Raw genomic sequence first — 24,215 nt, 5'->3', positions numbered from 1 at the left:
AGGGCCGGGCGGTCTCTCCCGGCCCTCTCCCTCCTGTCCTGTCCTCAGGCCCCGCAGGACCGCAGGAACGTGCGCGTCCGCACCGCGATCGGCAGCGGCTTGTCCGGCTCGCACGGGTACATGTCCTGCTCCACGATGGCGAACAGGTCCACGCCGAGCTTCTGGGCCGCCGTCAGTACGGGGCCCAGGTCGGGGACGCCGGACGGCGGTTCGCACATCACGCCGCGCTGCACGGCCGGCCCGAAGGGCACCTCGTTCGCCCGGACGTCCGCGAGGATCTCGGGGTCGACCTGCTTGAGGTGCAGGTAGCCGATGCGTTCGCCGTAGGTCTCGATGAGCTTGACGCTGTCGCCGCCGCAGTAGGCGTAGTGCCCGGTGTCCAGGCACAGGCCGACCAGGTCGGAGTCGGTCGAGTCGAGGAAGCGCCCGACGTGCTCCTCGGTGTCGATGTGGGTGTCGGCGTGCGGGTGGACGACGATGTCCAGGCCGTAGCGCTCCTTGACTTCGTGGCCGAGGCGTTCCATGCCGCGGGTGAGGTGGGTCCACTGCTCGCCGGTCAGCTCCGGCGGCTCCAGGATCTCGGCGGTCTTGTCGTCCCGCCAGAAGGACGGGATGACGACCAGGTGTCGCGCGCCCATGGCCTGGGTGAGCGCGGCGACCTGCGCGACGTGGTCCCAGGTGGCGTCCCACACGGCGGGGCCGCGGTGCAGGCCGGTGAAGACGGTGCCCGCGGAGACTTTCAGGCCGCGGCGCTGCACCTCGTCGGTGAGGCGGGCCGGGTCGGTGGGCAGGTAGCCGTAGGGGCCCAGCTCGATCCAGGAGTAGCCGGCTTCGGCGACCTCGTCCAGGAAGCGTTCCCAGGGCACTTGCCGGGGGTCGTCCGGGAACCACACGCCCCAGGAGTCGGGGGCGGAGCCGACGCGGATCCGGTCGAGCGCGGGGGCCATGTCTGTCAGTTCCCTTCGGAGGAGGGTGCGGGTGCGGGCGCCTTGAGGTCTTCCTCCTCGGGGAGCCCTTCGGTGTCGACGCCGCGTACCTGGGCCAGTTCGTGCTTGAGGGCGGCCAGTTCGGCGCCGCCGGCCATGTGGTTGGTGAGCTCGTCCAGGCCGACCTCGCTGCGGGCGGCGCTGAGTTCGAGGGTGCCCAGGCGCAGCACGCTGAAGTGGTCGCCGACCATGTAGGCGTGGTGCGGGTTGTGGGTGATGAAGATGACGCCGAGGCCGCGGTCGCGGGCGGCGGCGATGTACTTGAGGACGACGCCGGACTGCTTGACGCCGAGGGCGGCGGTGGGCTCGTCGAGGATGAGGACGCGGGCGCCGAAGTGGACGGCGCGGGCGATGGCGACGCACTGGCGCTGGCCGCCCGAGAGGGTGCCGATGGGCTGTCCCAGGTCGTCCAGGACGATGCCCATGTTGCGCAGTTCCTCGTCGGCCGTCCGCTTCATCCGGTCGATGTCGAGGCGGCGCACGGGCCAGGGTCCGCGGGTCAGTTCGGAGCCGAGGAAGAAGTTCCGCCACACCGGCATGAGCGGCACGGTCGCCAGGTCCTGGTAGACGGTGGCGATGCCGCGGTCGAGGGCCTCCCGCGGGGTGGCGAAGCGGACGGGGTCGCCGTCCACGAGGAATTCGCCCTCGGTGTGCTGGTGCAGCCCGGAGACGATCTTGATGAGGGTGGACTTGCCGGCGCCGTTGTCACCGAGGACGCAGGTGACCCTGCCGGGGTGGACGGCGAGGTCGACGCCGTGCAGGGCGCGGATGTTGCCGTAGGACTTGCCCGCGCCGCGCAGTTCGACGACGGGGCGGCCCTCGTCGGGTGCGGGGTCCGGGAGCAGGGCGCCGTGGGTGCCGGTTGCCTTGGGGGTCATGGGTTCACCTCCGGGTCGCCGCGCGGCGGACCCACAGATTGACGAGGGTGGCGCCGAGCAGCATCACGCCGAGGAAGGCCTTGAACCAGTCGGGGTTCCAGCCGGCGTAGACGATGCCCTGGTTCACCATGCCGAACATGAAGGCGCCGAAGACCGGGCCGATCGCCGAGCCGTAGCCGCCGGTGAGCAGGCAGCCGCCGATCACCGCGGCGGCGATGTAGATGAGCTCCTGGCCCACGCCCTCGCCGGACTGCACGGTGTTGAAGGAGAACAGGTTGTGCATGCCGACGAACCAGGCGCCGAAGCCGACCAGCATGAACAGCGTGATCTTGGTGAACTTCACGGGCACGCCGACCGCGCGGGCGCTGTCCTGGTTCCCGCCGACCGCGAAGACCCAGTTGCCGTACTTGGTGCGCAGCAGCACCCAGGTGGCGACGGCCGCGAAGACCAGCCACCACACGACGGTGATCTTCACCTGGACGCCGCCGACGTCGAAGGAGGACGCGAAGACCGACCTGGCCTGGTCGAAGCCCTGCATGTCGCTGATGTCGTCGGTGGCGACGTTGTCGGTGACGAGTTTGGTGATGGCGAGGTTGGTGCCCTGCAGGATCAGGAAGGTGCCGAGCGTGACGAGGAAGCTGGGCAGGCCGGTGCGCACCACCATCCAGCCGTTGAACGCGCCGATCGCGAGGGACAGGACCAGCGCGACGACGATGCCGGTCCACACGTTCACGGTCAGCTGGTAGCTGAGCATGCTCGCGGTGAGGGCGGAGGTGATGACGGAGACGCCGGAGGACAGGTCGAACTCGCCGCCGATCATCAGCAGCGCGACGGGCAGCGCCATGATGCCGATGGTGGACGACTGGTAGAGCACGGTCGCCATCGAGCTGCCCTGACGGACGGCCGGGGCGGCGACCAGGAAGAAGACCAGCACGGCGAGGGCGCCGAGGAAGACGCCCACCTCCGGTCGTGCCAGCAGCCGCAGGACCAGGGGGCGCCGGGTGGTGCGCCCGTCTGCCTGTCGGGGGCCGCCGGCCGGCGGTGGGGTCACCGCCGGCTCAGCCTGCTGGGTCATGCCGCTCACCTGGTGCCCTTCGCGGCGAAGGCGGCGATCCTGTCGACGTTGGACTTGTCGACGAAGGCGGGTCCGGTCAGTACCGGCTGCTCGCCGCCGCCGCTGTAGTTGCCGTTGTTCTTGTACAGCCACAGGGAGTCGACGGCCAGGTAGCCCTGGAGGTAGGGCTGCTGGTCGACGGCGAACTCGATGCTGTCGTCCTGGATGGCCTTGGTGAGTTCCTTGTTGAGGTCGAAGGTCGCGACCTCGGCCTTGCTGCCGGCGTCGCCGATGGACTGCACGGCGGTCAGCGCGAACGGGGCGCCGAGCGTGACGACGTGGTCGATGCCGGTGTCCTGCTTGAGCTTGGCGGTGATCGTCGACTTCACGGACGGCATGTCGGTGCCGTTGACGTAGAGGTTCTGGACCGAGCCCTTGAAGGTCTTCTTCAACCCGCTGCAGCGCTGGGTGAGGCCGACGTTGCCCTGTTCCTGGATGACGCAGACGGCCTTCTTGGCGCCGACCTCGTTCAGCTTCTTGCCGAAGGCCTCACCGGCGACGGACTCGTCCTGCCCGAAGAACTGCAGCAGGCCGAGCTTCTTCCAGTCGCTGAGGCCGGAGTTGAGGCCGACGACGGGTATGCCGGCCTTCTCGGCCTTGGCGACGGCGCCTTTCATGGCGTCGGGCTTGGCGAGGGTGATGGCGATGCCGTCGACCTTCTGGTCGACGGCGTTCTGCACGAGGTTGGCCTGGTTGCCGGCGTTCGGGTCGTTCGAGTAGACGAGCTTGATGTTGTCCTTGGCCGCGGCGGCCTCGGCACCCTTGCGGACGATGTCCCAGAAGGTGTCGCCGGCCGACTGGTGGGTGACGAGCGCGACCGTCATACGGGGCGTGGTGGCCTTGCCCGCGGAGGCGTCGGCCGCTCCCTCCTCGGCGTCCTTTCCGCCGGAGTCGCTGGAGCAGCCGGCGAGGGTCAGTGCCGCCGCCGCGGCCAGGGCCAGGGCGGGGGCGAATCTGCGGGAGCGGGCGGGGGAAGAACGGTCCATCTGTCCTGCACCTCACTGTGCGACGGGGGGAGAGCGAAAGGCACGGATCGTAAGGATCCGGAGGGCCCGCGGGCTCGGAGTGCGCCCGGGCCGTGTGCCGTCCGACACGGCTGTTTGCGCTGGGACGCGATCCAAGTCCCTGACACGTCCGGTGTCAATACTTTGTCAAGACATCACTTCACCCACAGGTCCGAATGTAAGTACAAACTATTGACAGCGGGCCCCACGGGACCTACACCTGATGAGCGGCAGGCCCCCGGTTCCCATTAAAGACTCCCACCTCGTGGGCCTCGTCCCGTCACAGGCCCCGCCCCAGTCAGAGGAGCGTCGCGCATGGCCGAGTCGAGCCAGCCCTTCGACCTGATCACCATGGGCCGTATCGGCGTCGATCTCTACCCTCTGCAGACGGGCGTACCCCTGTCCAGAGTGGAGACGTTCGGCAAGTTCCTCGGCGGTTCCGCGTCCAACGTCGCGGTGGCCGCCGCGCGCCTCGGCCGGACCTGTGCCGTGATCACCCGCACCGGCGACGACCCGTTCGGCGGCTACCTGCACGAGGCCCTCAAGGACTTCGGTGTGGACGACCGCTGGGTCACCCCGGTCGCCGCGTACCCGACGCCGGTCACCTTCTGCGAGATCTTCCCGCCGGACGACTTCCCGCTGTACTTCTACCGCCGTCCCAAGGCCCCCGACCTGGAGATCCACCCGGACGAGCTGGACCTGGACGCGATCCGCGCGGCCCGTGTCTTCTGGATGACCGGCACCGGACTGAGCGAGGAGCCGAGCCGCACCGCCACCCTCACCGCGCTGCGGGCACGCGCCAAGGCGGGCATCACGGTGTTCGACCTGGACTGGCGGCCGATGTTCTGGTCCGACCCCGACGCGGCCCGTCCGCACTACGCCGAGGCCCTGCGCCATGCCACGGTCGCCGTCGGCAACGTCGAGGAGTGCGAGATCGCCACCGGAGTGCGCGAGCCGCGCGCCTGCGCCGAGGCGCTGCTGGCGGCCGGGGCGGAACTCGCGGTCGTCAAGCAGGGCCCGAAGGGCGTGCTGGCCGTGCACCGTGACGGTACCGAGGCCGAGGTGCCGCCGGTGCCCGTCGAGGTCGTGAACGGGCTCGGCGCGGGCGACGCGTTCGGCGGCTCGCTCTGCCACGGACTGCTGGCGGGCTGGGACCTCGAGAGGATCATGCGGCACGCGAACGCCGCGGGCGCGCTCGTGGCCTCCCGCCTCGCCTGCTCCTCCGCCATGCCGACCGAGTCCGAGGTCGCCGGCCTCCTCGGGGGTGCGTGAACCGTGCCCGCGGCCGACCGAGCCACACCCGAACGGAGCCCGTCTTGACCCTCAGCATCCCCGACCTCACGACGGTCAGAGCCCGCCGTCCGGAGGCCGTCGCCGAGGCCGCGGCCCGCCGCGCGCGCCGCCCGCTGATCGGTGACAGCGGCCGGCTGATGATCGTCGCCGCGGACCATCCGGCGCGCGGTGCGCTCCGCGTCGGCGACCGCGCTCTGGCCATGGCCAACCGGGCGGACCTGCTGGAACGGCTGTGCGTGGCGCTGTCCCGGCCCGGCGTCGACGGGGTGCTCGCCACCGCCGACGTCCTGGAGGACCTGCTGCTGCTCGGCGTGCTGGAGCACAAGGTCGTCATGGGCTCGATGAACCGCGGCGGCCTCGCGGGCGCCGCGTTCGAGATGGACGACCGCTTCACCGGGCACCGCGCCGAGGACATCGCCCGGTTCCGCTTCGACGCGGGCAAGCTGCTGCTGCGTATCGACTACGACGACCCCGGCTCGCTGACCACCATGGAGTCGGCGGCCCGCGCGGTGGACGCGATGGCCGCGCACCGCCTGCCGGTGTTCGTGGAGCCCTTCCTCTCCCGCCGCGTCGACGGCCGGGTCCGCAACGACCTGTCGGCCGAGGCCGTCACCCGTTCCGTGGCCATCGCCTCGGGCCTGGGGGGCACGTCCGCCTACACGTGGCTGAAGCTTCCGGTGACGGACGACCCGGACGACATGGCCGAGGTGCTGCAGACGTCCACGCTGCCCGCGGTACTGCTGGGCGGTGAGGTCGGCGACGACCAGGAGCGGACGTACGAGAAGTGGCGCACGGCGCTGCGCCTGCCCGGCGTGCAGGGCCTGGTCGTGGGCCGCTCCCTGCTGTACCCGGCCGGGGGCAGCGTCGAGACGGCGGTCGACACGGCGGTGAGCCTGCTGTGAGCGGGCCGTGGGGACGGCGCGGGAGCGGCACGACGGCGGTGCACATCGCGGGGACGGCGGGAGAGCGGCGCGACGGCGCTGGACCCGCCGTGGGGGCGGACGGGGGCGGCCCGCCGCGAGGGGCCGTGAGGCAGTCACGAGCGGCCGAGCAGCCGGTACGCGCCCTGAGGCGGGCGAGGACGACGAGGAGACACCGATGACGACGAGCCCGTACGGCCCGCACCACCTTCCCGCCGACAAGGCCCCCGGCGGCCCCTACGCCGTGGACGTCACCCCGGAGCGGGCGGGCTGGGGGCACTCCGCCCTGCGCGTGCTGGAGCTGCCGCCGGGCGGTTCGCACACCTTCGACACGGGCGAGAGCGAGTGGATCGTGCTGCCCCTCGGCGGCGCGTGCACGGTGGCGGCGGCCGACGACTTCGGGCACGACACCTTCGCACTGCACGGCCGTCCCGACGTGTTCAGCGCGGTCACCGACTTCGCCTACGTGCCCCGCGACGCCCGTACGACCGTGACGTCGACGGGCGGCGGACGGTTCGCGCTGACCGGTGCGCGCTGCGAGCGGCGGCTGCCCGCCCGCTACGGACCTGCCTCGTCGGTGCCCGTGGAGCTGCGCGGCAGCGGCACCTGCTCCCGCCAGGTCAACAACTTCGGCGCGGCCGGCGTCTTCGAGTGCGACCGTCTGATCGCGGTGGAGGTGCTGACGCCGGGCGGCAACTGGTCGTCGTTCCCGCCGCACAAGCACGACGAGCACCGTCCGGGCGAGGAGTCGGTGCTGGAGGAGATCTACTACTTCGAGTTCGCCGCCCACGACGGCACCCCGGGCCTGGGCTACCAGCGGGTCTCGCCGTCCGGCCGGGGCCGGGGCACGGACGTGCTCGCCGAGGTCCGCGACGGCGACGTCGTCCTCATCCCCGACGGCTGGCACGGCCCGTCGATGGCCGTGCCCGGCCACCACATGTATTACCTCAACGTCATGGCGGGCCCCGGGGCCGAGCGTGCCTGGCTGATCTGCGACCACCCCGACCACGCGTGGATCCGCGGCACCTGGCCCGAGCAGCCCGTCGACCCCCGCCTGCCCCTCTACTCCGCGCCCGAGAGGTCCCGATGAGCGCCACCCGCCGCCTGACCACCGCCCAGGCCCTCGTCCGCTTCCTCGCCGCCCAGTACACCGAGCGGGACGGCGTGCGCCGCCGGCTCGTCGCCGGCACCTGGGGCATCTTCGGCCACGGCAACGTCGCCGGGCTCGGCCAGGCACTCGTCGAGTACGGCGACGTCATGCCGTTCCACCAGGGCCGCAACGAGCAGGCCATGGTGCACGCGGCCGTCGGCTACACCCGCCAGCTGAACCGCCTGTCCGTCCAGGCGGTGACGACGTCCATCGGGCCGGGCGCGACGAACCTGGTCACGGGCGCCGCGCTCGCCACGATCAACCGCCTGCCGGTCCTCCTGCTCCCCGGCGACTACTTCGCCTCGCACGCCGCCGACCCGCTCCTCCAGCAGCTGGAGCACCCGGTCTCGGCCGACGTGTCCGTCAACGACACTCTCCGCCCGGTCTCCCGCTACTTCGACCGCGTCACCCGCCCGGAGGCTCTGATCGCCTCCGCGCTGAACGCGATGCGCGTGCTCACCGACCCGGTGGAGACCGGCGCCGTCACCCTCGCCCTCCCCCAGGACGTGCAGGCGGAGGCCTTCGACTGGCCGGAGGAGTTCTTCGCCGACCGCGTCTGGCGCGTACGCCGCCCCGCACCGGACCCGGCGGAACTGGCGGAGGCGGTCACGGCGATCAGGGCGGCCGAACGCCCCCTGATCGTGGCGGGCGGCGGCATCCACCACAGCGAGGCGGAGAACGCCCTGAAGTCCCTGGTGGACGCCACCGGCATCCCCGTGGCCTCCACCCAGGCCGGCAAGGGCTCCCTGCGGTACGACCATCCGGCCGACGTGGGCGGCATCGGCCACACCGGCACGGCCGTCGCCGACGAACTCGCCCGGACCGCCGACCTGGTGATCGGCGTCGGCACCCGCTACAGCGACTTCACCACCGCCTCCGGCACTCTGTTCCGCACCCCGGACGTGCGCTTCGTCAACCTCAACGTCGCCGCGTTCGACGCCCACAAGCTGTCCGCCCGCACCCTGGTCTGCGACGCCAGGGCCGGCCTGGACGCCCTCACCGCGGCCCTGGCCGGACACCGCGTCACCGACGCGTACGAGGCCGAGTACCGGGCGGGCAAGGAGCGCTGGGACGAGACGGTGGACGCGGCCTACCGGGGGGACGACGACGCGGCCCCGACCCAGACCCAGGTGCTGGGAGCGCTGGACGCGGTCGTGGGCGACGAGGACGTGGTGATCAACGCGGCCGGTTCCCTCCCGGGCGACCTGCACAAACTGTGGCGGTCCCGCTCCCCGCGCCAGTACCACCTGGAGTACGGCTACTCCTGCATGGGCTACGAGATCCCGGCCGCGCTCGGCGTGCGGCAGGCCGCACCGGACACGGTCGTCTGGTCCCTGGTGGGCGACGGCACCTTTCTGATGATGCCGACGGAGATCGTCACGGCGGTGCAGGAGAACCTGCCGGTCAACATCGTCCTCGTCCAGAACCACGGTTACGCGTCCATCGGCGGCCTGTCGGAGTCCGTGGGCGCGGAGCGCTTCGGCACCGCCTACCGCCACCGCGCCGCCGACGGCACCTTCACCGGCGACCTGCTGCCGGTCGACCTGGCGGCCAACGCGGCGAGCCTCGGCATGGACGTCCTGCGCGCCACCACGGTCCGCGAACTGCGCGAGGCCCTGGCCGAGGCGCGCGCCTCGGACCGTCCGACCTGCGTATACGTCGAAACGGACCCGACTCCGACCGCTCCCCCGGCCGAGGCCTGGTGGGACGTACCGGTCGCCGAGACGGCCACCCGCGCACCCGCGCGCACGGCCCGCGAGGACTACGACCGGCAGGCGGCCGCACGCCGCCGCCACCTCTGACCCGCCCCGACTCCGCAGAGCTCCGAGAGGGAGGTACCTCCATGGCGAGGACCGGTGACCCCGCACGCGCCGTGACCGCCCCCGCGCTCGACCGCCTGGACTTCGCCCTGGACCGTTCCAGCCCGGTTCCCCTGTACTACCAGCTCGCACGGCAGCTGGAGGCGGCCATCGAGCACGGCGTACTCGCCCCGGGCAACCTCCTGGGCAACGAGATCGACCTCTCCGTGCGCCTCGGCCTGTCCCGGCCCACGGTCCGCCAGGCCATCCAGTCCCTGGTCGACAAGGGCCTCCTGGTCCGCCGCCGGGGCGTCGGCACCCAGGTGGTGCACACCCAGGTCAGACGCCCGCTGGAACTGAGCAGCCTGTACGACGACCTGGAGGCGGCCGGACAGGGCCCGTGCACCCGGGTCGTCCGCAACGAGACCGTCCCCGCCTCCGCCGAGGTGGCGGCGGCGCTCGGCATGACGGAGGGCACGGAGGTCACGGTCCTGGAGCGGCTGCGCGGCACCCACGGCCAGCCGGTGGCGATCCTGTGCAACTACCTCCCCACGGGCCTGCTGGACCTCAGCACGGCCCGCCTGGAGTCGACGGGCCTGTACCGCATGCTGCGCTCCACGGGCATGGTCCTGCACAGCGCCCGCCAGAGCGTCGGCGCCCGCACGGCCACCGCCGAGGAGGCCGCCCGCCTCGACGAACAGGAGGGCGCGGCTCTCCTCACCATGCGGCGCACGGCCTACGACGACACCGGCCGCCCGGTCGAGTACGGCACCCACCTGTACCGGGCGTCCCGCTACGCCTTCGACTTCCAGCTCCTGGTACGCCCTTGACCCCCGCCCGCGCCGTCACGGCCCCCGCCATCGCCACGGCTCGGCTCGACCTGCTGCCCCTGCGCGCCGGGCACGCCGAGGAGATGGCCGCCGTGCTGTCCGATCCGGCTCTGCACACCTACATCGGCGGCAGCCCGGACACCCCGCGGGCCCTGCGTTCCCGCTACGAGCGCCTGACCGCGGGCTCCCCCGATCCCGCCGTCTCCTGGCTGAACTGGGTGATCCGGCTCCGCGACGAGGCCTGCCTGACCGGAACGGTCCAGGCGACGCTCGCTCCTTCCGGCCGCGGCACCCTCGCCGAGGTCGCCTGGGTGGTCGGCACTCCGTGGCAGGGCAGAGGCATCGCCGGGGAAGCGGCCCGAGGCCTCGTCGAATGGCTCGGCGGGACACCGGTGCGGACCGTCGTCGCCCACATCCACCCCGCCCACCGGGCATCCGCCGCGGTCGCCACGGCCGCCGGGCTCACGCCCACCGACGACTGGCACGAGGGCGAGAGGCGCTGGCACCGAAGCCTCGGGGGATGACCGCCGCGCCCCCCTGCTCCCGGTGTGGGAACGACTCAGGGCCCTGCCTCGCCGAAGCGAGAACAAGGCCCTGATCCGGGCTGCAAGCCCTGTGTCACCGTCGGGACGACAGGATTTGAACCTGCGACCCCTTGACCCCCAGTCAAGTGCGCTACCAAGCTGCGCCACGTCCCGGTGTGCGCCGTCCCGCGGAGAACCGCGTGATCGCGCGGACAGCACTTTACCCCACCCGGACGGCTGCGCCGAAAGCGGCCGGGCACACCCGGTCACGGCCGCGCGCGGCACAATCGGCGTATGGGCAGCAGTCGTACGGGCGGCACGGAGCCGGACGGGACGCGCGACGCGCGGGACCGCGACAGTGAGGGCCGGGCGCGCAACGCGCGGCCCCGGGACGGACTCGGGCGGCCCCTGCCGTACGGCACGGACGGCGTGCCCCGGCAGCCCGAGGGCGTCGTACGGACCCCGGAGGAGACCGTCACACAGGCGCAGCGGCTGCTGGACGAGGGCAAGCCGTTCCACGCGCACGAGGTCTTCGAGGACGCCTGGAAGTCGGGAACGGAGCAGGAGCGGGAGCTGTGGCGGGGGCTCGCGCAGCTCGCCGTGGGGCTCACGCACTGCGCCCGGGGCAACGTCACGGGCGGCGCCCGGCTGCTGCGGCGCGGGGCGGGCGCGGCCGAGCAGTGGGCGTCGGCCCGGGGGCGGGAGCGGCCGCACGGGATGGACCTGCCCGGTGTGGTGGCGTGGGCGCGCGCACTGGCCGGGGACGTGGAGCGGGGCGGCGGGCCGGTCGACGCGGCGCGCAGCGCGCCCCGGCTGCGGTGAGCCCACCCCCGACCGGTGCGTCGAAGGCTGTGGGGCAGACTCGGGGCGTGCGAAAGATTCATGTCATCGGTATCGGCGCGGGCGACCCCGACCAGCTCACCCTTCAGGCGGTGCGGGCGCTGCGGGGCACGGACGTGTTCTTCGTCCTCGACAAGGGCGAGGTGAAGGCGGACCTCACGCGGCTGCGCCGGGACATGCTTCAGGCGCACGTGCCGGAGGGGACGTATCGCGTGGTCGAGGCGCGCGACCCGGAGCGGGACCGCCGTGCGGGCGGCGCCGCCTACTCCCCCGCCGTCGGCGACTGGCGCAGCGCCCGCGCCGGCCTCTACGAGCGGATGATCACCGAGGAGCTCGGCGAAGGGGAGAGCGGCGCGTTCCTGGTGTGGGGCGACCCGTCGCTGTACGACAGCACGATCGGGATTCTGGAGGAGGTCCTCGCGCGGGGCGCGGTGGACTTCTCGTACGACGTCGTGCCGGGCGTCAGCAGTGTGTCGGCGCTGGTCGCGCGGCACCGGACGGGGCTCAACCGGGTGGCGCGGCCGGTGCAGATCACCACGGGCCGGCGGCTCGCGGAGGGCTTCCCGGAGGGCGTGGACGACGTGGTCGTGATGCTCGACGCGCACCAGGTGTTCCGGCGGTACACCGACGAGGACATGGACATCTACTGGGGGGCGTACATCGGCACCCCGGACGAGATCCTCGTCTCCGGGCCCATCGCCGAGGCCGCGCCCCGGATCGAGCGGGTGCGCGCCGAGGCCCGTGAGCGCAAGGGCTGGATCATGGACACGTACTTGCTGCGCCGGAACCCGAAGGACGCGTAGCGGCCCGGTCAGGACGGGTGGCGGCCCGGTCCAGGCCCAGGAGGTCCAGGACGGCCGGTACGTCCGGTACCGCCGTCGTGCCCTCGGGGAGGGGCGGGCGGCGTACGACGACGACCGGCAGGCGCAGCTCGCGGGCGGCGGCGAGTTTGGGTGCCGTGGCCGCTCCCCCGCTGTCCTTGGTGACCAGGACGTCGATGTCGTGGTCGCGGAGCAGGGCGTACTCGTCGGCGAGGGTGAACGGGCCGCGGGCCAGCACCGTGTGCGTGTGCGGGGGCGTCGGCGGGCCGGGCGGTTCCACGGACCGGACGACGAAGCGCAGGTCCGTGAGGTGGGCGAAGGCGGCCAGACCCAGGCGGCCCGTCGTGAGGAACACGTGACGGCCGAGGCGCGGGAGCAGGGCCGCCGCCTCCGGCAGGGACGTGACCGGGTGCCAGTGGTCGCCCGGGCCGGGCTGCCAGCCGGGGCGGCGCAGGACCACCGCGGGGACGCCGGTCGCGGCCGCGGCCCGGGCGGCGTTCGCCGTGATGCCGGCGGCGAACGGGTGCGTGGCGTCCACCAGGGCGTCCACGCGCTCGGCGCGCAGCCAGTCGGCGAGACCGTCGGCGCCGCCGAAGCCGCCGACGCGTACCTGTCCGTCGAGCGAGCCCGGCCGGGCGACGCGGCCCGCGAGGGACGTCGTGACGCGCACCCCGCGCGCCGCGAGTGCGGCGGCCAGTTCGCGGGCCTCGGTGGTGCCGCCGAGGATCAGCACGTGCGGGGACGGAGACGGGAAGGGGGACGGGGGCATGGCGACGAGCGTACGGGGGTGTGGCTCGGTGCCGCTCAGCGCAGCAGGAGCTGGAGCGCGCCCAGCACGGTCGCCGCGATCACGAGCTGCTCGAACAGCCGCTGGTTGATCCGCTGTACGGCCCACTTGCCGAGCAGCGCCCCCGGCACGACGAACAGCACGAGCGCGGCGTCCAGTCGCAACGACCGGCCGTCGATCAGTCCGAGGCCGGCGCTGAAGGGCACCTTCGAGACGTTGACGATCAGGAAGAAGAACGCCGACGTGCCGAGGAAGCCCAGTTTCCGGAAGCCCGCGGAGAGCAGATACATCGACATCACCGGGCCGCCCGCGTTGGCGACCATGGTGGTGAAGCCGCCCAGCACGCCGTAGGAGCGGGCCTTGAGGCGGCCCGCGCGGCTCGTGACCTCCTCCGGTTCCGGCTCCGTGTCCGCCGCGCGCCGCCGCCACACCGTCACGGCGGCCATCACCAGCAGGATCGCGCCGATGGACGTACGGACGATCCGGTCGTCCGCCCACACCAGGAACACCGTGCCGGCGACGACGCCCGCGGCGACCGCCGGGAAGAGCCGCCACAGAGTGGGCCAGTGGGCGTGCCGGCGGTAGGTGAGGACGGCGAGGACGTCCCCGGCGATCAGCACCGGCAGGAGCACGCCGGTGGAGGCGCGGGCGGGCAGTACCGCGGCGAAGACGGCGAGGCTGACCGTGTTGGCGCCGCTCACGGCGGTCTTGGAGAAGCCGACGAGCAGGGCGGCAAGAGCGAGCGCCGCGAACTCCCAGCCGGTCAGGTGCCAGAGTGTCATCGTGTCCATGCGGAGACTGATGCTATGCCCCGGCCGGGGGCGGTGCGCCGCGTCCCGCCGGCCGGCCCACCGCGCGGCGAGTGCCCCCGCACGGCAGCCCGTCCCGCCGGGTCACCGGCCGAGGTACCGCGGGCCACCGCGCCCGGTGGCCGGCCCGGGGGACCCGGCCGCCGCGTCCCGGTCACCGGCGGGGACACCACGCACCGTTCCCCGTTCCCGCGCCGCACCGCGCGCCGTTCCCCGTTCCCGCGCCGCACCGCGCGCCGTTCCCCGTTTCCGCGTCGCGCTCTCAGTCCCGCTCGACCAGCAGCGCGCTGCCCTGGCCCACGCCGACGCACATCGTCGCCAGGCCCCGCGCCGCTCCCGTGCGGCGCATGCGGTGCAGGAGGGTGGTCAGGATGCGGGCGCCGGAGCAGCCGAGGGGGTGGCCGAGGGCGATCGCGCCGCCGGACGGGTTGACCCGGTCGGGGTCGATGCCGAGCTGGTCGACGCAGGCGAGGGCCTGGGCGGCGAAGGCCTCGTTGAACTCGGCCTCCTGGACGTCCCCGATGTCCCAGCCTGCGCGGGTCAGGACCTTGCGGGTGGCGGGGACCGGCCCGATGCCCATCACGTCGGGGTGGACGCCCGCCGAGCCTCCGGCGACGTACCGGCCGAGGGACTCCAGGCCCAGTTCGTCCAGTGCCTCCTCGCTGACCAGGAGGAGGGCGGCGGCGCCGTCGTTCATGGGCGAGGCGTTGCCCGCGGTGACGCTGCCGCCCGCGCGGAAGACGGGCCTGAGGCGGCCCAGCTTCTCCAGGGAGGTGTCCTCACGGACGCACTCGTCGGCATCGACGACGATGCCGTCGGGGCGGGTGACCGGCAGGATCTCGGTGTCGAAGTGGCCGTTCTTGCGGGCTTCGGCGGCGAGGCGGTGGCTGCGCAGCGCGAACTCGTCCTGCCGTTCACGCGTGACGCCGTACCGCTCGGCGACCTCCTCGGCGGTCTCGCCCATGGACAGCAGGCCGTGCAGGTCCTTCATCGCCGGGTTGACCAGCCGCCAGCCGAGCCGGGTGTCGGCGGTCTCGATGCGGTGCGGCAGGGCCTCGTCGGGGCGGGGCAGCACGAAAGGCGCGCGGCTCATGGACTCGGAACCGCCGGCCAGGACGATGTCCGCCTCGCCCGCGGCAATGGTGCGCGCGGCGGCGGTGACGGCCTCGAGGCCGGAGGCGCACAGCCGGTTGACCGTGGCGCCGGGCACCGACTCGGGCAGGCCGGCGAGCAGGGCGGCCATGCGGGCGACGTTGCGGTTGTCCTCGCCGGCCTGGTTGGCGGCACCCCAGTAGACGTCGTCGACGCGGGCCGGGTCGAGACGGGGCAGGTCGGCGACCAGGCCGCGGATGACGGCCGCGGCGAGGTCGTCGGGCCGTACGGAGGAGAGCGCTCCGCGGAGCTTGCCGATGGGGGTGCGGCGGGCGGCCGCGAAGTGGACGGGACGCACGGGAGACTCCTGACCGACGGTGCCACGCCCGGCCGACGACCCTGCCGACCCGGGCCCTGGGCGACGAGACTGCTTGAATCGACGGGATCGCATCAAGTGGGGACGAGACGGGCGGGCGGAACCGGGAACCATGTAATTAGCACTGCTAGTTTAGGACTATAGACCGCCGGGCGGCTCCCTGGGAAGATCCTCCCGGTCCTGCACCGACGCAGCCGGAGGCGACGTGAGCGACATGGGTGACACGGGCGGCGGCGGCACGCGCGAGCACTTCCTGACCGGAACCCGGGGCCGGATCACCGTCCGCGAGTGGTCCGCCCCTGACTCCCGTCCCCGCTTCCTCGCCCTTCTGACCCACGGCTACGGCGAGCACATCGGCCGGTACGACGAGGTGGCCGGCGTGCTCGTGGGGCTCGGCGCGGCCGTGTTCGGCCCCGACCACCAGGGCCACGGCAGGTCGGCGGGCGAACGCGTCCTGATCGAGGACTTCGAGGACGTCGTCACCGACCTGCGCTCCGCGGCCGAGCTCGCCCGCGACGCCCACCCGGGCCTCCCCGTCGTACTCGTCGGGCACTCCATGGGCGGGCTGATCGGCGCGCGCTACGCCCAGCGGTACGGCGCCACCCTCGCCGCGCTCGTCCTGTCCGGGCCGGTCATCGGCGCATGGGAGCTGCCCGAGCGGCTGCTCGCCCTGGACGAGATCCCCGACACCCCGATCAGCCCGGCCTCGCTGTCCCGCGACCCCACGGTGGGCGAGGCGTACGCGGCCGACCCGCTGGTGTGGCACGGGCCGATGAAGCGGCCGACGGTGGAGGCGTTCGCGCGCACCCTGGAGACCGTGCGCGAGGGCGGTGACGTGGGGCGCCTGCCGCTGCTGTGGCTGCACGGAGACGACGACCGGCTGGTGCCGCTCGCCGGGAGCCGGCCGGGGGTCGAGGCACTGGGCGGCGGCGCCCCGACAGCCGTACGGATCTATCCCGGGGCCCGGCACGAGGTGTTCCACGAGACGAACAGGCCCGAGGTCTTCGCCGACCTGACGGCCTTTTTGAACGACGCCCTCGGTCAGGCCTGAACTCCCGCGCGGCCGGCCCTTCCGCACCTCTCCCGAACCCCTTCCGGCACTCCTCCGTACAGGCTCCCAGCGTTCCGCGGCGCGGCGTTTGCCCCGGAACGCCATGGGCACCCGCGCCCGCATGGAATGGTTGCGGAGGGCAGCCTGCGTGGGGGAGGACCCAGAACTGTTCTTCCCGGTGGGCACATCAGGACCGGCACTGCGGGACGTCGACGCCGCCAAGCGCGTGTGCGCCCGTTGCGAGGTGATCACCGAGTGTCTGACGTTCGCGCTCAACAGCGGTCAGACCTCCGGTGTGTGGGGCGGGACGTGCGAGGAGGAACGATCCGACATGCTCCGCACCTCCAGAGAGACCGCCGACGGCAACGCGAGCAGGAGCAGCGCCCGATGACGACGGCCGGGAGGATCGGCTGCGCGACTCGGACGTGGGTGCAGCCGATGGTGGCGTCGCGGGAGAAGGCGCTGGGGGACACGCGGTCGGGCTTCCCGGTCGCGCCGGTCCGACCCGGGACCTGCTGACCTGGATTACCGGCGAGCCGGAGAAGCAGCGGCGGACGGCCGACGCGGAGAACCGCGGCGCCCGACCCGCAGGGCGGGCTGCACCGCCGTCCGGCTCGGCGACGGCGCCGAGCTGCCGGGCGACCGCCGGGGCGGCGGCTGCGTGAAAAGCCGAGGGCAGGGTCCGCGAACTGCGGCGTTCATACCGGGGGTTCCCCGGCAGGGGCCCGGCCGCAGTCGGCATCTTCCTGTGCATGACACAGCACGTCTGGCCAAAAACAGCCCCTCACGCGGACGGCAAGGTCCTCCGTGACGCGGCCCGGCTCAGCCTGCCCTGAAACCCTCAGCGGCTGGTCAGACGACCGGCACGACCGAACCGGCCGTGCCGGTCGCCGCGTTGGTGCGCGCGGCGGGGTACGACGAGGTGGCCGAAGACGTTCTCCGCCCGTACGAGGTGATCATGTCAGACTGCTCGCAGCGTCAGACGAACGAAGGAGCACCTCGTGAGCGGCAGCCGACGGGCCGTCCGGATCGACACGACCAAACCGCATCCGGCCCGGGTGTACGACTGGTACCTGGGCGGCAAGGACAACTACCCGGTCGACGAACAACTCGCGCGGGACATCCTGGCGATCGACGCGGACGCCCCGCGGGGCGCGCGGGTCAACCGCCGTTTCATGCGCCGCGCCACCCGTTACGTCGCCCGGGAGGAGGGAATCCGCCAGTTCCTCGACATCGGCACCGGCATCCCCACGGAGCCCAACCTCCACCAGGTCGCCCAGTCCGTCGCGCCGGACGCGAAGGCCGTCTACGTCGACAACGACCCGATCGTGCTGGCCCACGCGGGCGCCCTGCTGCGCGGCACCCCGGAGGGTGTGACCGAGTACATCCAGGGCGATGTGTGCGAACCGCACGCGATCCTCGAACAGGCCGCCCGCATCCTCGACTTCGACCGTCCGGTCGCACTGTCGCTGATCGCGCTGCTGCACTTCATCCCCGACGAGGACGGCGCGTACGAGCTGGTGCGCACGCTGGTCGAGCCGCTGGCGCCGGGCAGTTGCCTGGTGCTGTCCGCGGTCACCGCCGACTTCGACCCGGAGACCATGGCGCGGGGCCTGGCGGCGTACACGGAACGCGGCGTGACGCTCGTGGCGCGCTCCCGCGACGAGACGGCGGCTTTCTTCGAGGGCCTCGACCTCGTCGAGCCGGGCATCGTGTCCGTGTCGGACTGGCATCCCGAACTGGACGCGGCCGACGAGCCCGCCCCGGAGCCGGGCGGACCGGTGCCCCTGTTCGGCGGCGTCGGCGTCAAGCCCTGACGCCGCCACGCCCCCGCCGCGGTCCCGGGACAACCCGATCAGCGAGCGGCACAATGGGGCGGGACTGCCGCACCCGTGCAAGGAGCTGAGACGTGAGCGAGAGCCACACACCGACGAGCGGTGCCGCGCGACTGAACACCGGTGTGGCGCACAACGCGCGCGTGTGGGACTACTGGATCGGCGGCGGGGACCACTACGCCGTCGACCAGCAGGTCGGGGAGCACATCGCCGCCATGTTCCCGGTGATCCGCGAGGTCGCCCGCGCGGACCGCGGTTTCCTGGCCCGCGCGGTGCGGTTCCTGACCGAGGAGCGCGGGATGCGGCAGTTCCTCGACATCGGCACCGGCCTGCCGACCGCCGAGAACACCCACGCGATCGCCCAGCGCATCGCACCCGAGTCCCGCATCGTCTACGTCGACAACGACCCGGTCGTGCTGATGCACGCCCGCACGCTGCTGACCGGCACACCCGAGGGCGCCACGGCCTACCTGGACGCGGACGTGCACGACCCGGAGTCCATCCTCGAACGCGCGGCGTACACCCTGGACTTGGGGCGGCCGGTCGCGGTGATGATGCTGGGCATCCTGAACTTCGTCCTGGACACCGACCAGGCCCGGGACATCGTTCGCCGGGTGATGGCGCCGCTGCCGTCGGGCAGCTTCCTGGTGCTGACGCATCCGACCTTCGACATCGACCTCGGCGGCGACGGCCAGATCCCGGCGATGCAGTTCTGGAACGAGAACGCCACACCGCCCATCACGGCCCGCGGCCGGGCGGACATCGCCTCGTTCCTCGACGGCCTCGACCTGATCGAACCGGGTCTGGTCTCGTGCTCGCAGTGGCGCCCGGACACCGAACCGCCGGCCGCCGTACCGCAGTTCGGCGCGGTCGCCGTGAAGCCCTGACCCGTCGCCGCGCCGCCGCCGCGCCGCGCCCGCAGGGCAGGGGCGAAGCGTGTCCGGCCGGTCGTCCCTCCCGGAGCGGCCCTCCCGGCGCCGCATGGCTGAAAGTAGGATCGAGCAATGTCTGACATGACCGACACCACACCCGGCTGGCTCTCCGACGACGAGCTGGAACTGACGCGCGCCCGCATGCCGATCCTGTACGTCGAGGCCGTTCCTGTGCGGGTCGACGACAGCGGCGAGGTCACCAGCGTCGGCCTCCTGCTGCGCATAGGACCGGACGGCACGGTCAGCCGGACTCTGGTCTCCGGCCGGGTGCTGCACCACGAACGGGTCCGCGACGCACTGCTGCGGCACCTGGAGAAGGACCTCGGCCCGGTGGCCCTGCCCCGCGTCCCGGCCTCGCTCCAGCCGTTCACCGTCGCCGAGTACTTCCCGACGCAGGGTGTCACTCCGTATCACGACCCCCGCCAGCACGCCGTGTCCCTCGCCTACGTGGTGCCGGTGACCGGTGACTGCCGTCCCCGGCAGGACGCGCTGGACCTGGTGTGGTTCAGCCCGCTGGAGGCGCTGTCGCCGGCGGTGCAGAGCGAGATGCCGGGCGGGCACGGCGTCCTGCTGAAGCAGGCGCTGGCACACGTGGGCTGCGTGGTCTGACGACGAGGGCGGCGAGGACGACGACGGCGCCCCCGCGCCGCACCGGCACAGGCTGGACGCCGGACCCGCGGGCGGGCCGGGACATGCGAAAAGGGTCTTCGCGGAATCTCTTCCGCGAAGACCCTTCGCCGTGTCGGGACGACAGGATTTGAACCTGCGACCCCTTGACCCCCAGTCAAGTGCGCTACCAAGCTGCGCCACGTCCCGTTGCCGTCTGACCTGGGGTTTCCCCTGGCTCAACGCGCAGGAAAACCATACCGCACTCGGGTCGGTGGTCGCGCATCCGTTTGGTGGCGTGCCGACGCGATCCGGACTCCCCCGGCCGGCATCCGCGGACTCCCCTTGCGGGCGCCCGGTAGCCCTCGGCCCCCGTCTTCGCCCGGTCTGGACGCGCGGTCCCTGCGTGCGGCGCATCGCCGGCCTCCCCGGCCGGACCGCCGACCGGGCCCCGGCGGGCGAGCCGCGCCTGATCAGGGACGGGACGGTCCTGTCGGCCTCCTCCCCCACCGCGCCGACGGCAGCCGGAGCCCCCTCCTCCCCGGCTGCCACGCGCGCCCCCGGATCATGCCACGGGCCACTGACAACGCCTGCGGCCCCGGTCAGTCCGCCGGGGGCAGGCCCAGCCCCGGGTGGGCGTCGAGCAGCCGGGTGGGCGCGGCCTGCCGCCAGGAGTCGGCGAGGATGTCGCGCAGCTCGCCCTCGTCCTCGACGGCCGCGAGGCGGACCCGCACCCAGGCGAACTGTGCCTCGTGCTCCGCGATCCAGAACTTCTCCGGCTCGGCCAGGGCCAGCTCGTCGCGCTCCTCCTTGGGGCAGCGCACGGCCATGGAGGTCTCGTCCTCGGGGAGCGTGGCGAACATCTTCTGCGCCACCCGGAACGTGGGCATGCTCCAGGCGGTCTTCTCCGTCGTGTCCGGCAGGGACAGGGCGATTCGGCGTACGTCTTCGGCATCCTGCATGGCACGCACCGTAACGGCCGGCACTGACAATCAGCCTGGTGGGAAGGGGCCCGGGGGCGGCTTGCGGACGGCTCAGGTCCGCGCCGCCGCCTCCAGGGCGTCGAGCACCGGACGGATCAGCGGATGGTCCTCCGCGCCGCGCCGTACCGCGGCGAAGACGCGACGGGTGGGCGCCACCCCGTCGACCGGGCGGACGACGACACCCCTGAGGTCCATGCCGTACAGCGCAGAGCGGGGTACGAGGGCCACTCCGACGTCGGCGGAGGCGAGGGCGACGACCGCCCGGAAGTCGTCCGAGGAATGCTCCATGAACGGCTGGAACCCGGCGTTCTCGCAGGCCAGGACCACCACGTCGTGACAGGGGTTGCCCGGGTAGGGGCCGATCCAGGGGTCCTTGGCCAGCTCGGCGAGCGGCACCTCGGCGGCGTCGGCGAGCCGGTGCGTCACGGGCACGACCGCGTCGAACGGCTCGGCGTACAGCGGGACGTGGGTGAGCCGCGGGTCGTCGGCCGAGGGCGCGCCCCGGTACTCGACGGCCACGGCGATGTCGACCTGCCGGTCCAGCACCATCGGCAGGCTGGCATCGCCCTCGGCGTCCTGGACACGCAGCCGGATGCCGGGCGAGCCGGCGGCGAGCCGGGTCACGGCAGGCGCGACGACCTCGCCGATGCCCGTCGCGAAAGCGGCGACCGTGACCGTCCCGGCCGCACCCGAGCTGTACGCGGCGAGCTCGGCCTCAGCACGCTCCAGCTGCGCGAGGACGACGTTGGTGTGGCCGAGCAGGATCTCGCCGGCCGGGGTGAGCCGTACGCCCTTGGCGCCCCGCTCGACCAGGCGGTGACCGGTCTCCTGCTCCAGCGCGGCCAGCTGCTGGGAGACGGCCGACGGGGTCAGATACAGCGCGGCGGCAGCCGCCGTGACCGTGCGGTGGTCGGCCACCGCACGGAGGATGTGGAGCCGCCGCGCCTCGATCATGCCGACGATTATTGCAATATGTCCCGGCTGTTCAGTCCCCCAGCTCGGCGCGTGCCGCCACGAACGCGTCCACGGCACGGTTCACGTCGGCCGTGGAGTGCGCCGCGGACAGCTGGACGCGGATGCGGGCCTGGCCCTGCGGGACGACCGGGTAGGAGAAACCGATCACGTACACCCCGCGCTCCAGCAGCAGCTCGGCCATGCGGCCCGCCTTCGCCGCGTCGCCGATCATGACGGGCGCGATGGCGTGGTCGCCGGGCAGGACGTCGAAGCCCTCCGCGGTCATCCGGCCGCGGAACAGGGCCGTGTTCTCGGCGAGCCGCACCCGCAGGTCGTCGGCGGACTCCAGCAGGTCGATGACCTTCAGGGAGGCGGCGGCGATCACGGGGGCGAGCGTGTTCGAGAACAGGTACGGCCGGGAGCGCTGGCGCAGCAGGGCGACGATCTCGGCGCGGGCCGCGACGTAGCCGCCGGACGCGCCGCCGAGGGCCTTGCCGAGGGTGCCGGTGATGATGTCGACGCGGTCCATGACACCGTGCAGCTCGGGGGTGCCGCGTCCGCCGGGGCCGACGAAGCCGACGGCGTGCGAGTCGTCGACCATGACCATCGCGTCGTGACGGTCGGCGAGGTCGCAGATCTCGGCGAGAGGCGCCACGTAGCCGTCCATGGAGAACACGCCGTCGGTGACGATCAGCCGGCGGCGCGCGTCGGACGCGTCCTTGAGCTGCTTCTCCAGGTCGGCGAGATCACGGTTGGCGTAGCGGAAGCGGCGGGCCTTGGACAGGCGGATGCCGTCGATGATGGAGGCGTGGTTGAGGGCGTCGGAGATCACCGCGTCCTCGGGGCCGAGCAGGGTCTCGAAGACGCCGCCGTTGGCGTCGAAGCAGGAGGAGTAGAGGATCGTGTCCTCCTGGCCGAGGAAGGCCGACAGGCGCGCCTCCAGCTCCTTGTGGACCTCCTGCGTGCCGCAGATGAAGCGCACGGACGCCATGCCGTAGCCCCAGCGGTCCAGGGCCTCGTGGGCGGCGGCGATCACCTCGGGGTGGTCGGCGAGGCCGAGGTAGTTGTTGGCGCAGAAGTTGAGGACCTCGCCGGGCCGGCCGCCCGCCGTGACGGCGACGGTCGCGGACTGCGGGGTTCCGATGACACGCTCGGGCTTGTGCAGTCCGGCGGCACGGATCTCGTCGAGGGTGGCGCGCACGTCGTCACGCACGGAGTCGAACATGGCATGGCTCCTAAGAGAAGCGGATGGCTTACGCGGTCCGGATCACGCGGTCGGAAGCCACGCGGTCCGGGGCGGCGGTCCGGGTCACGCGGTCCAGTCGAGGATGATCTTGCCGCCGCGGCCGCTCGCCGCGTCGGCGAACGCCTCCTCGAAGTCGCGGTAGCCGTAGCGGCCGGTGATCACGGGGGCGAGGTCGAGGCCGCCCTCCAGCAGAACGGTCATCGCGTACCAGGTCTCGAACATCTCCCGGCCGTAGATCCCCTTGATCGTGATCATGGAGGTGACGATCCGGGACCAGTCGACCGGGAACTCCTCGGCGGGCAGCCCTAGCATCGCGATCCGGCCGCCGTGCGTCATGTTGGCGATCATGTCGCGCAGCGCCTCGGGACGGCCGGACATCTCCAGGCCGATGTCGAAGCCCTCGCGCAGACCCAGCTCGCGCTGTCCGTCGGCGATGGACGAGGTGGAGACGTCGAGCGCGAGGCTCACGCCGATCTTGCGGGCCAGTTGCAGGCGGTCCTCGCTGACGTCGGTGACGACGACGTTGCGCGCGCCGGCCTGCCGGGCGACGGCGGCGGCCATCAGACCGATGGGCCCGGCGCCGGTGATCAGCACGTCCTCGCCGACCAGCGGGAACGACAGCGCGGTGTGCACGGCGTTGCCGAACGGGTCGAAGATCGCGGCGATGTCGAGGTCGACGGGCACGCGGTGCACCCAGACGTTGGAGGCGGGCAGCGCGACGTACTCGGCGAACGCTCCGTCGCGTCCGACGCCGAGCCCGACCGTGGCCCGGCACAGGTGGCGCCGCCCGGCCAGGCAGTTGCGGCACTTGCCGCACACCAGATGGCCCTCGCCGCTGACCAGGTCACCGGCCGCGATGTCGGTCACGTCCCGGCCGGTCTCCATGACCTCGCCGACGAACTCGTGCCCGAGGACGAGCGGGGTGCGGATGGCCTGCTGCGCCCAGCCGTCCCAGGACCGGATGTGCAGGTCGGTGCCGCAGATCCCGGTCCTCAGCACCTTGATGAGCACGTCACCGGGTCCCACGGCGGGCTCGGGGACGTCCGTCAGCCAGAGGCCCGGCTCCGCCTTCTCCTTGACGAGTGCCTTCAACGCTACGGCTCCTGGGGTGAGGTCCCGGCATGCACGGCGGGGCGCCCGCGTCCGGGGAGAGGAGTGGATCACACAGCAATCTGCCGTACGAGGCCACCCCAGGTCCATCGAGGTTTTCTTAACCGCCGCCACAGCTTTGCTTCACGCCGCGCGAAAGCACGCGGGCGGGCGGCCCCGGGCGGCCGGACGGACTCGAAGCGGCCGCCCCCTGCGCGCCCCGCCCCAGCCCTGCCACGGGTTCCCGGCGGCCCGCCCGACGGTCGCAAGGCCCGGCCGCCCCCATGTCCGGGGGT

At 72.7% G+C, this 24,215-nt stretch carries 24 protein-coding genes and 2 tRNA genes; 13 read left to right on the top strand and 13 right to left on the bottom strand.

Translation table 11 applies throughout. The features are described from left to right. Positions 1-44 precede the first annotated feature (44 nt). Genes ABZ354_RS18625 through ABZ354_RS18610 form a run of 4 tightly spaced genes read right to left on the bottom strand, consistent with a single transcriptional unit; the run spans position 45 to position 3,964 of the window. Positions 45-947, bottom strand: coding sequence for a sugar phosphate isomerase/epimerase (locus ABZ354_RS18625; protein ID WP_358657956.1), 903 nt, complete (start codon positions 945-947; stop codon positions 45-47). Between the two features lie 5 nt (positions 948-952). Then, complete coding sequence (locus ABZ354_RS18620) at positions 953-1,864, bottom strand: ATP-binding cassette domain-containing protein (RefSeq protein ID WP_358657954.1); 912 nt, start codon at positions 1,862-1,864, stop codon at positions 953-955. Positions 1,865-1,868: 4 nt separating this feature from the next. Then, a complete protein-coding gene (locus tag ABZ354_RS18615) occupies positions 1,869-2,939 on the bottom strand; it encodes an ABC transporter permease (RefSeq protein ID WP_358657952.1) in 1,071 nt (356 codons plus the stop codon). Between the two features lie 5 nt (positions 2,940-2,944). Beyond that, the gene (locus ABZ354_RS18610; protein WP_358657950.1) at positions 2,945-3,964 is read right to left on the bottom strand and encodes a sugar ABC transporter substrate-binding protein; all 1,020 of its coding nucleotides are present in this window, start codon (positions 3,962-3,964) and stop codon (positions 2,945-2,947) included. Positions 3,965-4,297: 333 nt separating this feature from the next. On the opposite strand from ABZ354_RS18610, the gene iolC reads away from it, so the two are divergent. From iolC to ABZ354_RS18580, 6 genes are all read left to right on the top strand, one after another. Further along, complete coding sequence (gene iolC / locus ABZ354_RS18605; protein WP_358657948.1) at positions 4,298-5,254, top strand: 5-dehydro-2-deoxygluconokinase; 957 nt, start codon at positions 4,298-4,300, stop codon at positions 5,252-5,254. Positions 5,255-5,298: 44 nt separating this feature from the next. Next, positions 5,299-6,177, top strand: a complete 879-nt coding sequence (locus ABZ354_RS18600; protein ID WP_358657946.1) for a deoxyribose-phosphate aldolase — start codon at positions 5,299-5,301, stop codon at positions 6,175-6,177. A 196-nt stretch (positions 6,178-6,373) separates the two neighbouring features. Beyond that, positions 6,374-7,285 carry a 5-deoxy-glucuronate isomerase gene (gene iolB / locus ABZ354_RS18595; RefSeq protein WP_358657944.1) on the top strand — a complete coding sequence of 304 codons (912 nt, stop codon included), beginning with the start codon at positions 6,374-6,376 and terminating at the stop codon, positions 7,283-7,285. Beyond that, entirely contained in the window at positions 7,282-9,147 is a 1,866-nt protein-coding gene (gene iolD / locus ABZ354_RS18590) for a 3D-(3,5/4)-trihydroxycyclohexane-1,2-dione acylhydrolase (decyclizing) (protein ID WP_358657942.1), read from the top strand. The genes iolB and iolD overlap by 4 nt, the downstream gene beginning before the upstream one ends. Before the next feature lie 41 nt (positions 9,148-9,188). Further along, entirely contained in the window at positions 9,189-9,974 is a 786-nt protein-coding gene (locus ABZ354_RS18585; protein WP_358657940.1) for a GntR family transcriptional regulator, read from the top strand. Further along, positions 9,971-10,498 (top strand): GNAT family N-acetyltransferase, encoded by a 528-nt coding sequence (locus tag ABZ354_RS18580; RefSeq protein WP_358657938.1) that lies wholly within the window; start codon positions 9,971-9,973, stop codon positions 10,496-10,498. Before ABZ354_RS18585 ends, ABZ354_RS18580 begins: the two co-directional genes overlap by 4 nt. A gap of 100 nt (positions 10,499-10,598) precedes the next feature. On the opposite strand, the gene ABZ354_RS18575 is transcribed toward ABZ354_RS18580, so the two are convergent. Then, a tRNA-Pro gene (locus tag ABZ354_RS18575) sits at positions 10,599-10,672 on the bottom strand. A 120-nt stretch (positions 10,673-10,792) separates the two neighbouring features. On the opposite strand from ABZ354_RS18575, the gene ABZ354_RS18570 reads away from it, so the two are divergent. Together ABZ354_RS18570 and cobF are read left to right on the top strand one after the other, a co-directional pair. Beyond that, positions 10,793-11,320 (top strand): DUF309 domain-containing protein, encoded by a 528-nt coding sequence (locus tag ABZ354_RS18570; protein ID WP_358657936.1) that lies wholly within the window; start codon positions 10,793-10,795, stop codon positions 11,318-11,320. A gap of 47 nt (positions 11,321-11,367) precedes the next feature. Beyond that, positions 11,368-12,141, top strand: a complete 774-nt coding sequence (cobF, locus tag ABZ354_RS18565) for a precorrin-6A synthase (deacetylating) (RefSeq protein ID WP_358657934.1) — start codon at positions 11,368-11,370, stop codon at positions 12,139-12,141. Here cobF and ABZ354_RS18560 read toward each other — a convergent pair. The 3 genes from ABZ354_RS18560 to ABZ354_RS18550 all read right to left on the bottom strand — a co-directional run bounded on the left by ABZ354_RS18560 (position 12,098) and on the right by ABZ354_RS18550 (position 15,205). Next, entirely contained in the window at positions 12,098-12,928 is an 831-nt protein-coding gene (locus tag ABZ354_RS18560; RefSeq protein WP_358657932.1) for a cobalt-precorrin-6A reductase, read from the bottom strand. The two genes, cobF and ABZ354_RS18560, sit on opposite strands and share 44 nt — an antisense overlap. Positions 12,929-12,963: 35 nt before the next feature. Continuing rightward, positions 12,964-13,737, bottom strand: coding sequence for a sulfite exporter TauE/SafE family protein (locus ABZ354_RS18555; RefSeq protein ID WP_358657930.1), 774 nt, complete (start codon positions 13,735-13,737; stop codon positions 12,964-12,966). 280 nt (positions 13,738-14,017) lie between these two features. Then, positions 14,018-15,205 carry a thiolase family protein gene (locus ABZ354_RS18550; protein WP_358657928.1) on the bottom strand — a complete coding sequence of 396 codons (1,188 nt, stop codon included), beginning with the start codon at positions 15,203-15,205 and terminating at the stop codon, positions 14,018-14,020. A 232-nt stretch (positions 15,206-15,437) separates the two neighbouring features. Here ABZ354_RS18550 and ABZ354_RS18545 point away from each other — a divergent pair, with 232 nt between their 5' ends. The 5 genes from ABZ354_RS18545 to ABZ354_RS18525 all read left to right on the top strand — a co-directional run bounded on the left by ABZ354_RS18545 (position 15,438) and on the right by ABZ354_RS18525 (position 19,650). Beyond that, positions 15,438-16,274: a lysophospholipase gene (locus ABZ354_RS18545; RefSeq protein WP_358658003.1), complete on the top strand. Its 837-nt coding sequence runs from the start codon at positions 15,438-15,440 to the stop codon at positions 16,272-16,274. 121 nt (positions 16,275-16,395) lie between these two features. Next, on the top strand, positions 16,396-16,665 hold the full coding sequence (locus ABZ354_RS18540; RefSeq protein WP_358657926.1) for a WhiB family transcriptional regulator: 270 nt from the start codon (positions 16,396-16,398) through the stop codon (positions 16,663-16,665). Positions 16,666-17,275: 610 nt separating this feature from the next. Continuing rightward, positions 17,276-18,091, top strand: coding sequence for an SAM-dependent methyltransferase (locus ABZ354_RS18535; RefSeq protein ID WP_358657924.1), 816 nt, complete (start codon positions 17,276-17,278; stop codon positions 18,089-18,091). A gap of 92 nt (positions 18,092-18,183) precedes the next feature. Continuing rightward, complete coding sequence (locus tag ABZ354_RS18530) at positions 18,184-18,996, top strand: SAM-dependent methyltransferase (protein ID WP_358657922.1); 813 nt, start codon at positions 18,184-18,186, stop codon at positions 18,994-18,996. A gap of 126 nt (positions 18,997-19,122) precedes the next feature. After that, on the top strand, positions 19,123-19,650 hold the full coding sequence (locus ABZ354_RS18525; RefSeq protein ID WP_358658001.1) for an NUDIX hydrolase family protein: 528 nt from the start codon (positions 19,123-19,125) through the stop codon (positions 19,648-19,650). A 133-nt stretch (positions 19,651-19,783) separates the two neighbouring features. Here ABZ354_RS18525 and ABZ354_RS18520 read toward each other — a convergent pair. The 5 genes from ABZ354_RS18520 to tdh all read right to left on the bottom strand — a co-directional run bounded on the left by ABZ354_RS18520 (position 19,784) and on the right by tdh (position 23,922). Then, positions 19,784-19,857 (bottom strand) — tRNA-Pro (locus tag ABZ354_RS18520). Between the two features lie 392 nt (positions 19,858-20,249). Next, entirely contained in the window at positions 20,250-20,609 is a 360-nt protein-coding gene (locus tag ABZ354_RS18515) for an MmcQ/YjbR family DNA-binding protein (protein ID WP_358657920.1), read from the bottom strand. A gap of 72 nt (positions 20,610-20,681) precedes the next feature. After that, a complete protein-coding gene (locus ABZ354_RS18510; protein ID WP_358657918.1) occupies positions 20,682-21,584 on the bottom strand; it encodes a LysR family transcriptional regulator in 903 nt (300 codons plus the stop codon). Between the two features lie 31 nt (positions 21,585-21,615). Further along, positions 21,616-22,809, bottom strand: a complete 1,194-nt coding sequence (locus ABZ354_RS18505; protein ID WP_358657916.1) for a glycine C-acetyltransferase — start codon at positions 22,807-22,809, stop codon at positions 21,616-21,618. A gap of 84 nt (positions 22,810-22,893) precedes the next feature. Then, on the bottom strand, positions 22,894-23,922 hold the full coding sequence (gene tdh, locus ABZ354_RS18500; protein WP_358657914.1) for an L-threonine 3-dehydrogenase: 1,029 nt from the start codon (positions 23,920-23,922) through the stop codon (positions 22,894-22,896). Positions 23,923-24,215: the final 293 nt, after the last annotated feature.

This window comes from Streptomyces sp. NPDC005925, from assembly GCF_040638805.1.
Classification (GTDB): domain Bacteria; phylum Actinomycetota; class Actinomycetes; order Streptomycetales; family Streptomycetaceae; genus Streptomyces.
This window is presented reverse-complemented; position numbering and strand designations above follow the sequence as displayed.

What these genes read in the sequence shown, in the direction of transcription:
- ABZ354_RS18555 (WP_358657930.1), bottom strand. Translation starts at nt 13,737, where the DNA reads ATGGACACGATGACACTCTGGCACCTGACCGGCTGGGAGTTCGCGGCG.
- iolC (WP_358657948.1), top strand. Translation starts at nt 4,298, where the DNA reads ATGGCCGAGTCGAGCCAGCCCTTCGACCTGATCACCATGGGCCGTATC.
- iolD (WP_358657942.1), top strand. Translation starts at nt 7,282, where the DNA reads ATGAGCGCCACCCGCCGCCTGACCACCGCCCAGGCCCTCGTCCGCTTC.
- ABZ354_RS18625 (WP_358657956.1), bottom strand. Translation starts at nt 947, where the DNA reads ATGGCCCCCGCGCTCGACCGGATCCGCGTCGGCTCCGCCCCCGACTCC.
- ABZ354_RS18525 (WP_358658001.1), top strand. Translation starts at nt 19,123, where the DNA reads ATGACCGACACCACACCCGGCTGGCTCTCCGACGACGAGCTGGAACTG.
- ABZ354_RS18540 (WP_358657926.1), top strand. Translation starts at nt 16,396, where the DNA reads ATGGAATGGTTGCGGAGGGCAGCCTGCGTGGGGGAGGACCCAGAACTG.
- ABZ354_RS18505 (WP_358657916.1), bottom strand. Translation starts at nt 22,809, where the DNA reads ATGTTCGACTCCGTGCGTGACGACGTGCGCGCCACCCTCGACGAGATC.
- ABZ354_RS18515 (WP_358657920.1), bottom strand. Translation starts at nt 20,609, where the DNA reads ATGCAGGATGCCGAAGACGTACGCCGAATCGCCCTGTCCCTGCCGGAC.
- ABZ354_RS18610 (WP_358657950.1), bottom strand. Translation starts at nt 3,964, where the DNA reads ATGGACCGTTCTTCCCCCGCCCGCTCCCGCAGATTCGCCCCCGCCCTG.
- ABZ354_RS18615 (WP_358657952.1), bottom strand. Translation starts at nt 2,939, where the DNA reads ATGACCCAGCAGGCTGAGCCGGCGGTGACCCCACCGCCGGCCGGCGGC.
- iolB (WP_358657944.1), top strand. Translation starts at nt 6,374, where the DNA reads ATGACGACGAGCCCGTACGGCCCGCACCACCTTCCCGCCGACAAGGCC.
- ABZ354_RS18620 (WP_358657954.1), bottom strand. Translation starts at nt 1,864, where the DNA reads ATGACCCCCAAGGCAACCGGCACCCACGGCGCCCTGCTCCCGGACCCC.
- ABZ354_RS18570 (WP_358657936.1), top strand. Translation starts at nt 10,793, where the DNA reads ATGGGCAGCAGTCGTACGGGCGGCACGGAGCCGGACGGGACGCGCGAC.
- ABZ354_RS18510 (WP_358657918.1), bottom strand. Translation starts at nt 21,584, where the DNA reads ATGATCGAGGCGCGGCGGCTCCACATCCTCCGTGCGGTGGCCGACCAC.
- ABZ354_RS18585 (WP_358657940.1), top strand. Translation starts at nt 9,189, where the DNA reads ATGGCGAGGACCGGTGACCCCGCACGCGCCGTGACCGCCCCCGCGCTC.
- ABZ354_RS18560 (WP_358657932.1), bottom strand. Translation starts at nt 12,928, where the DNA reads ATGCCCCCGTCCCCCTTCCCGTCTCCGTCCCCGCACGTGCTGATCCTC.
- ABZ354_RS18545 (WP_358658003.1), top strand. Translation starts at nt 15,438, where the DNA reads ATGGGTGACACGGGCGGCGGCGGCACGCGCGAGCACTTCCTGACCGGA.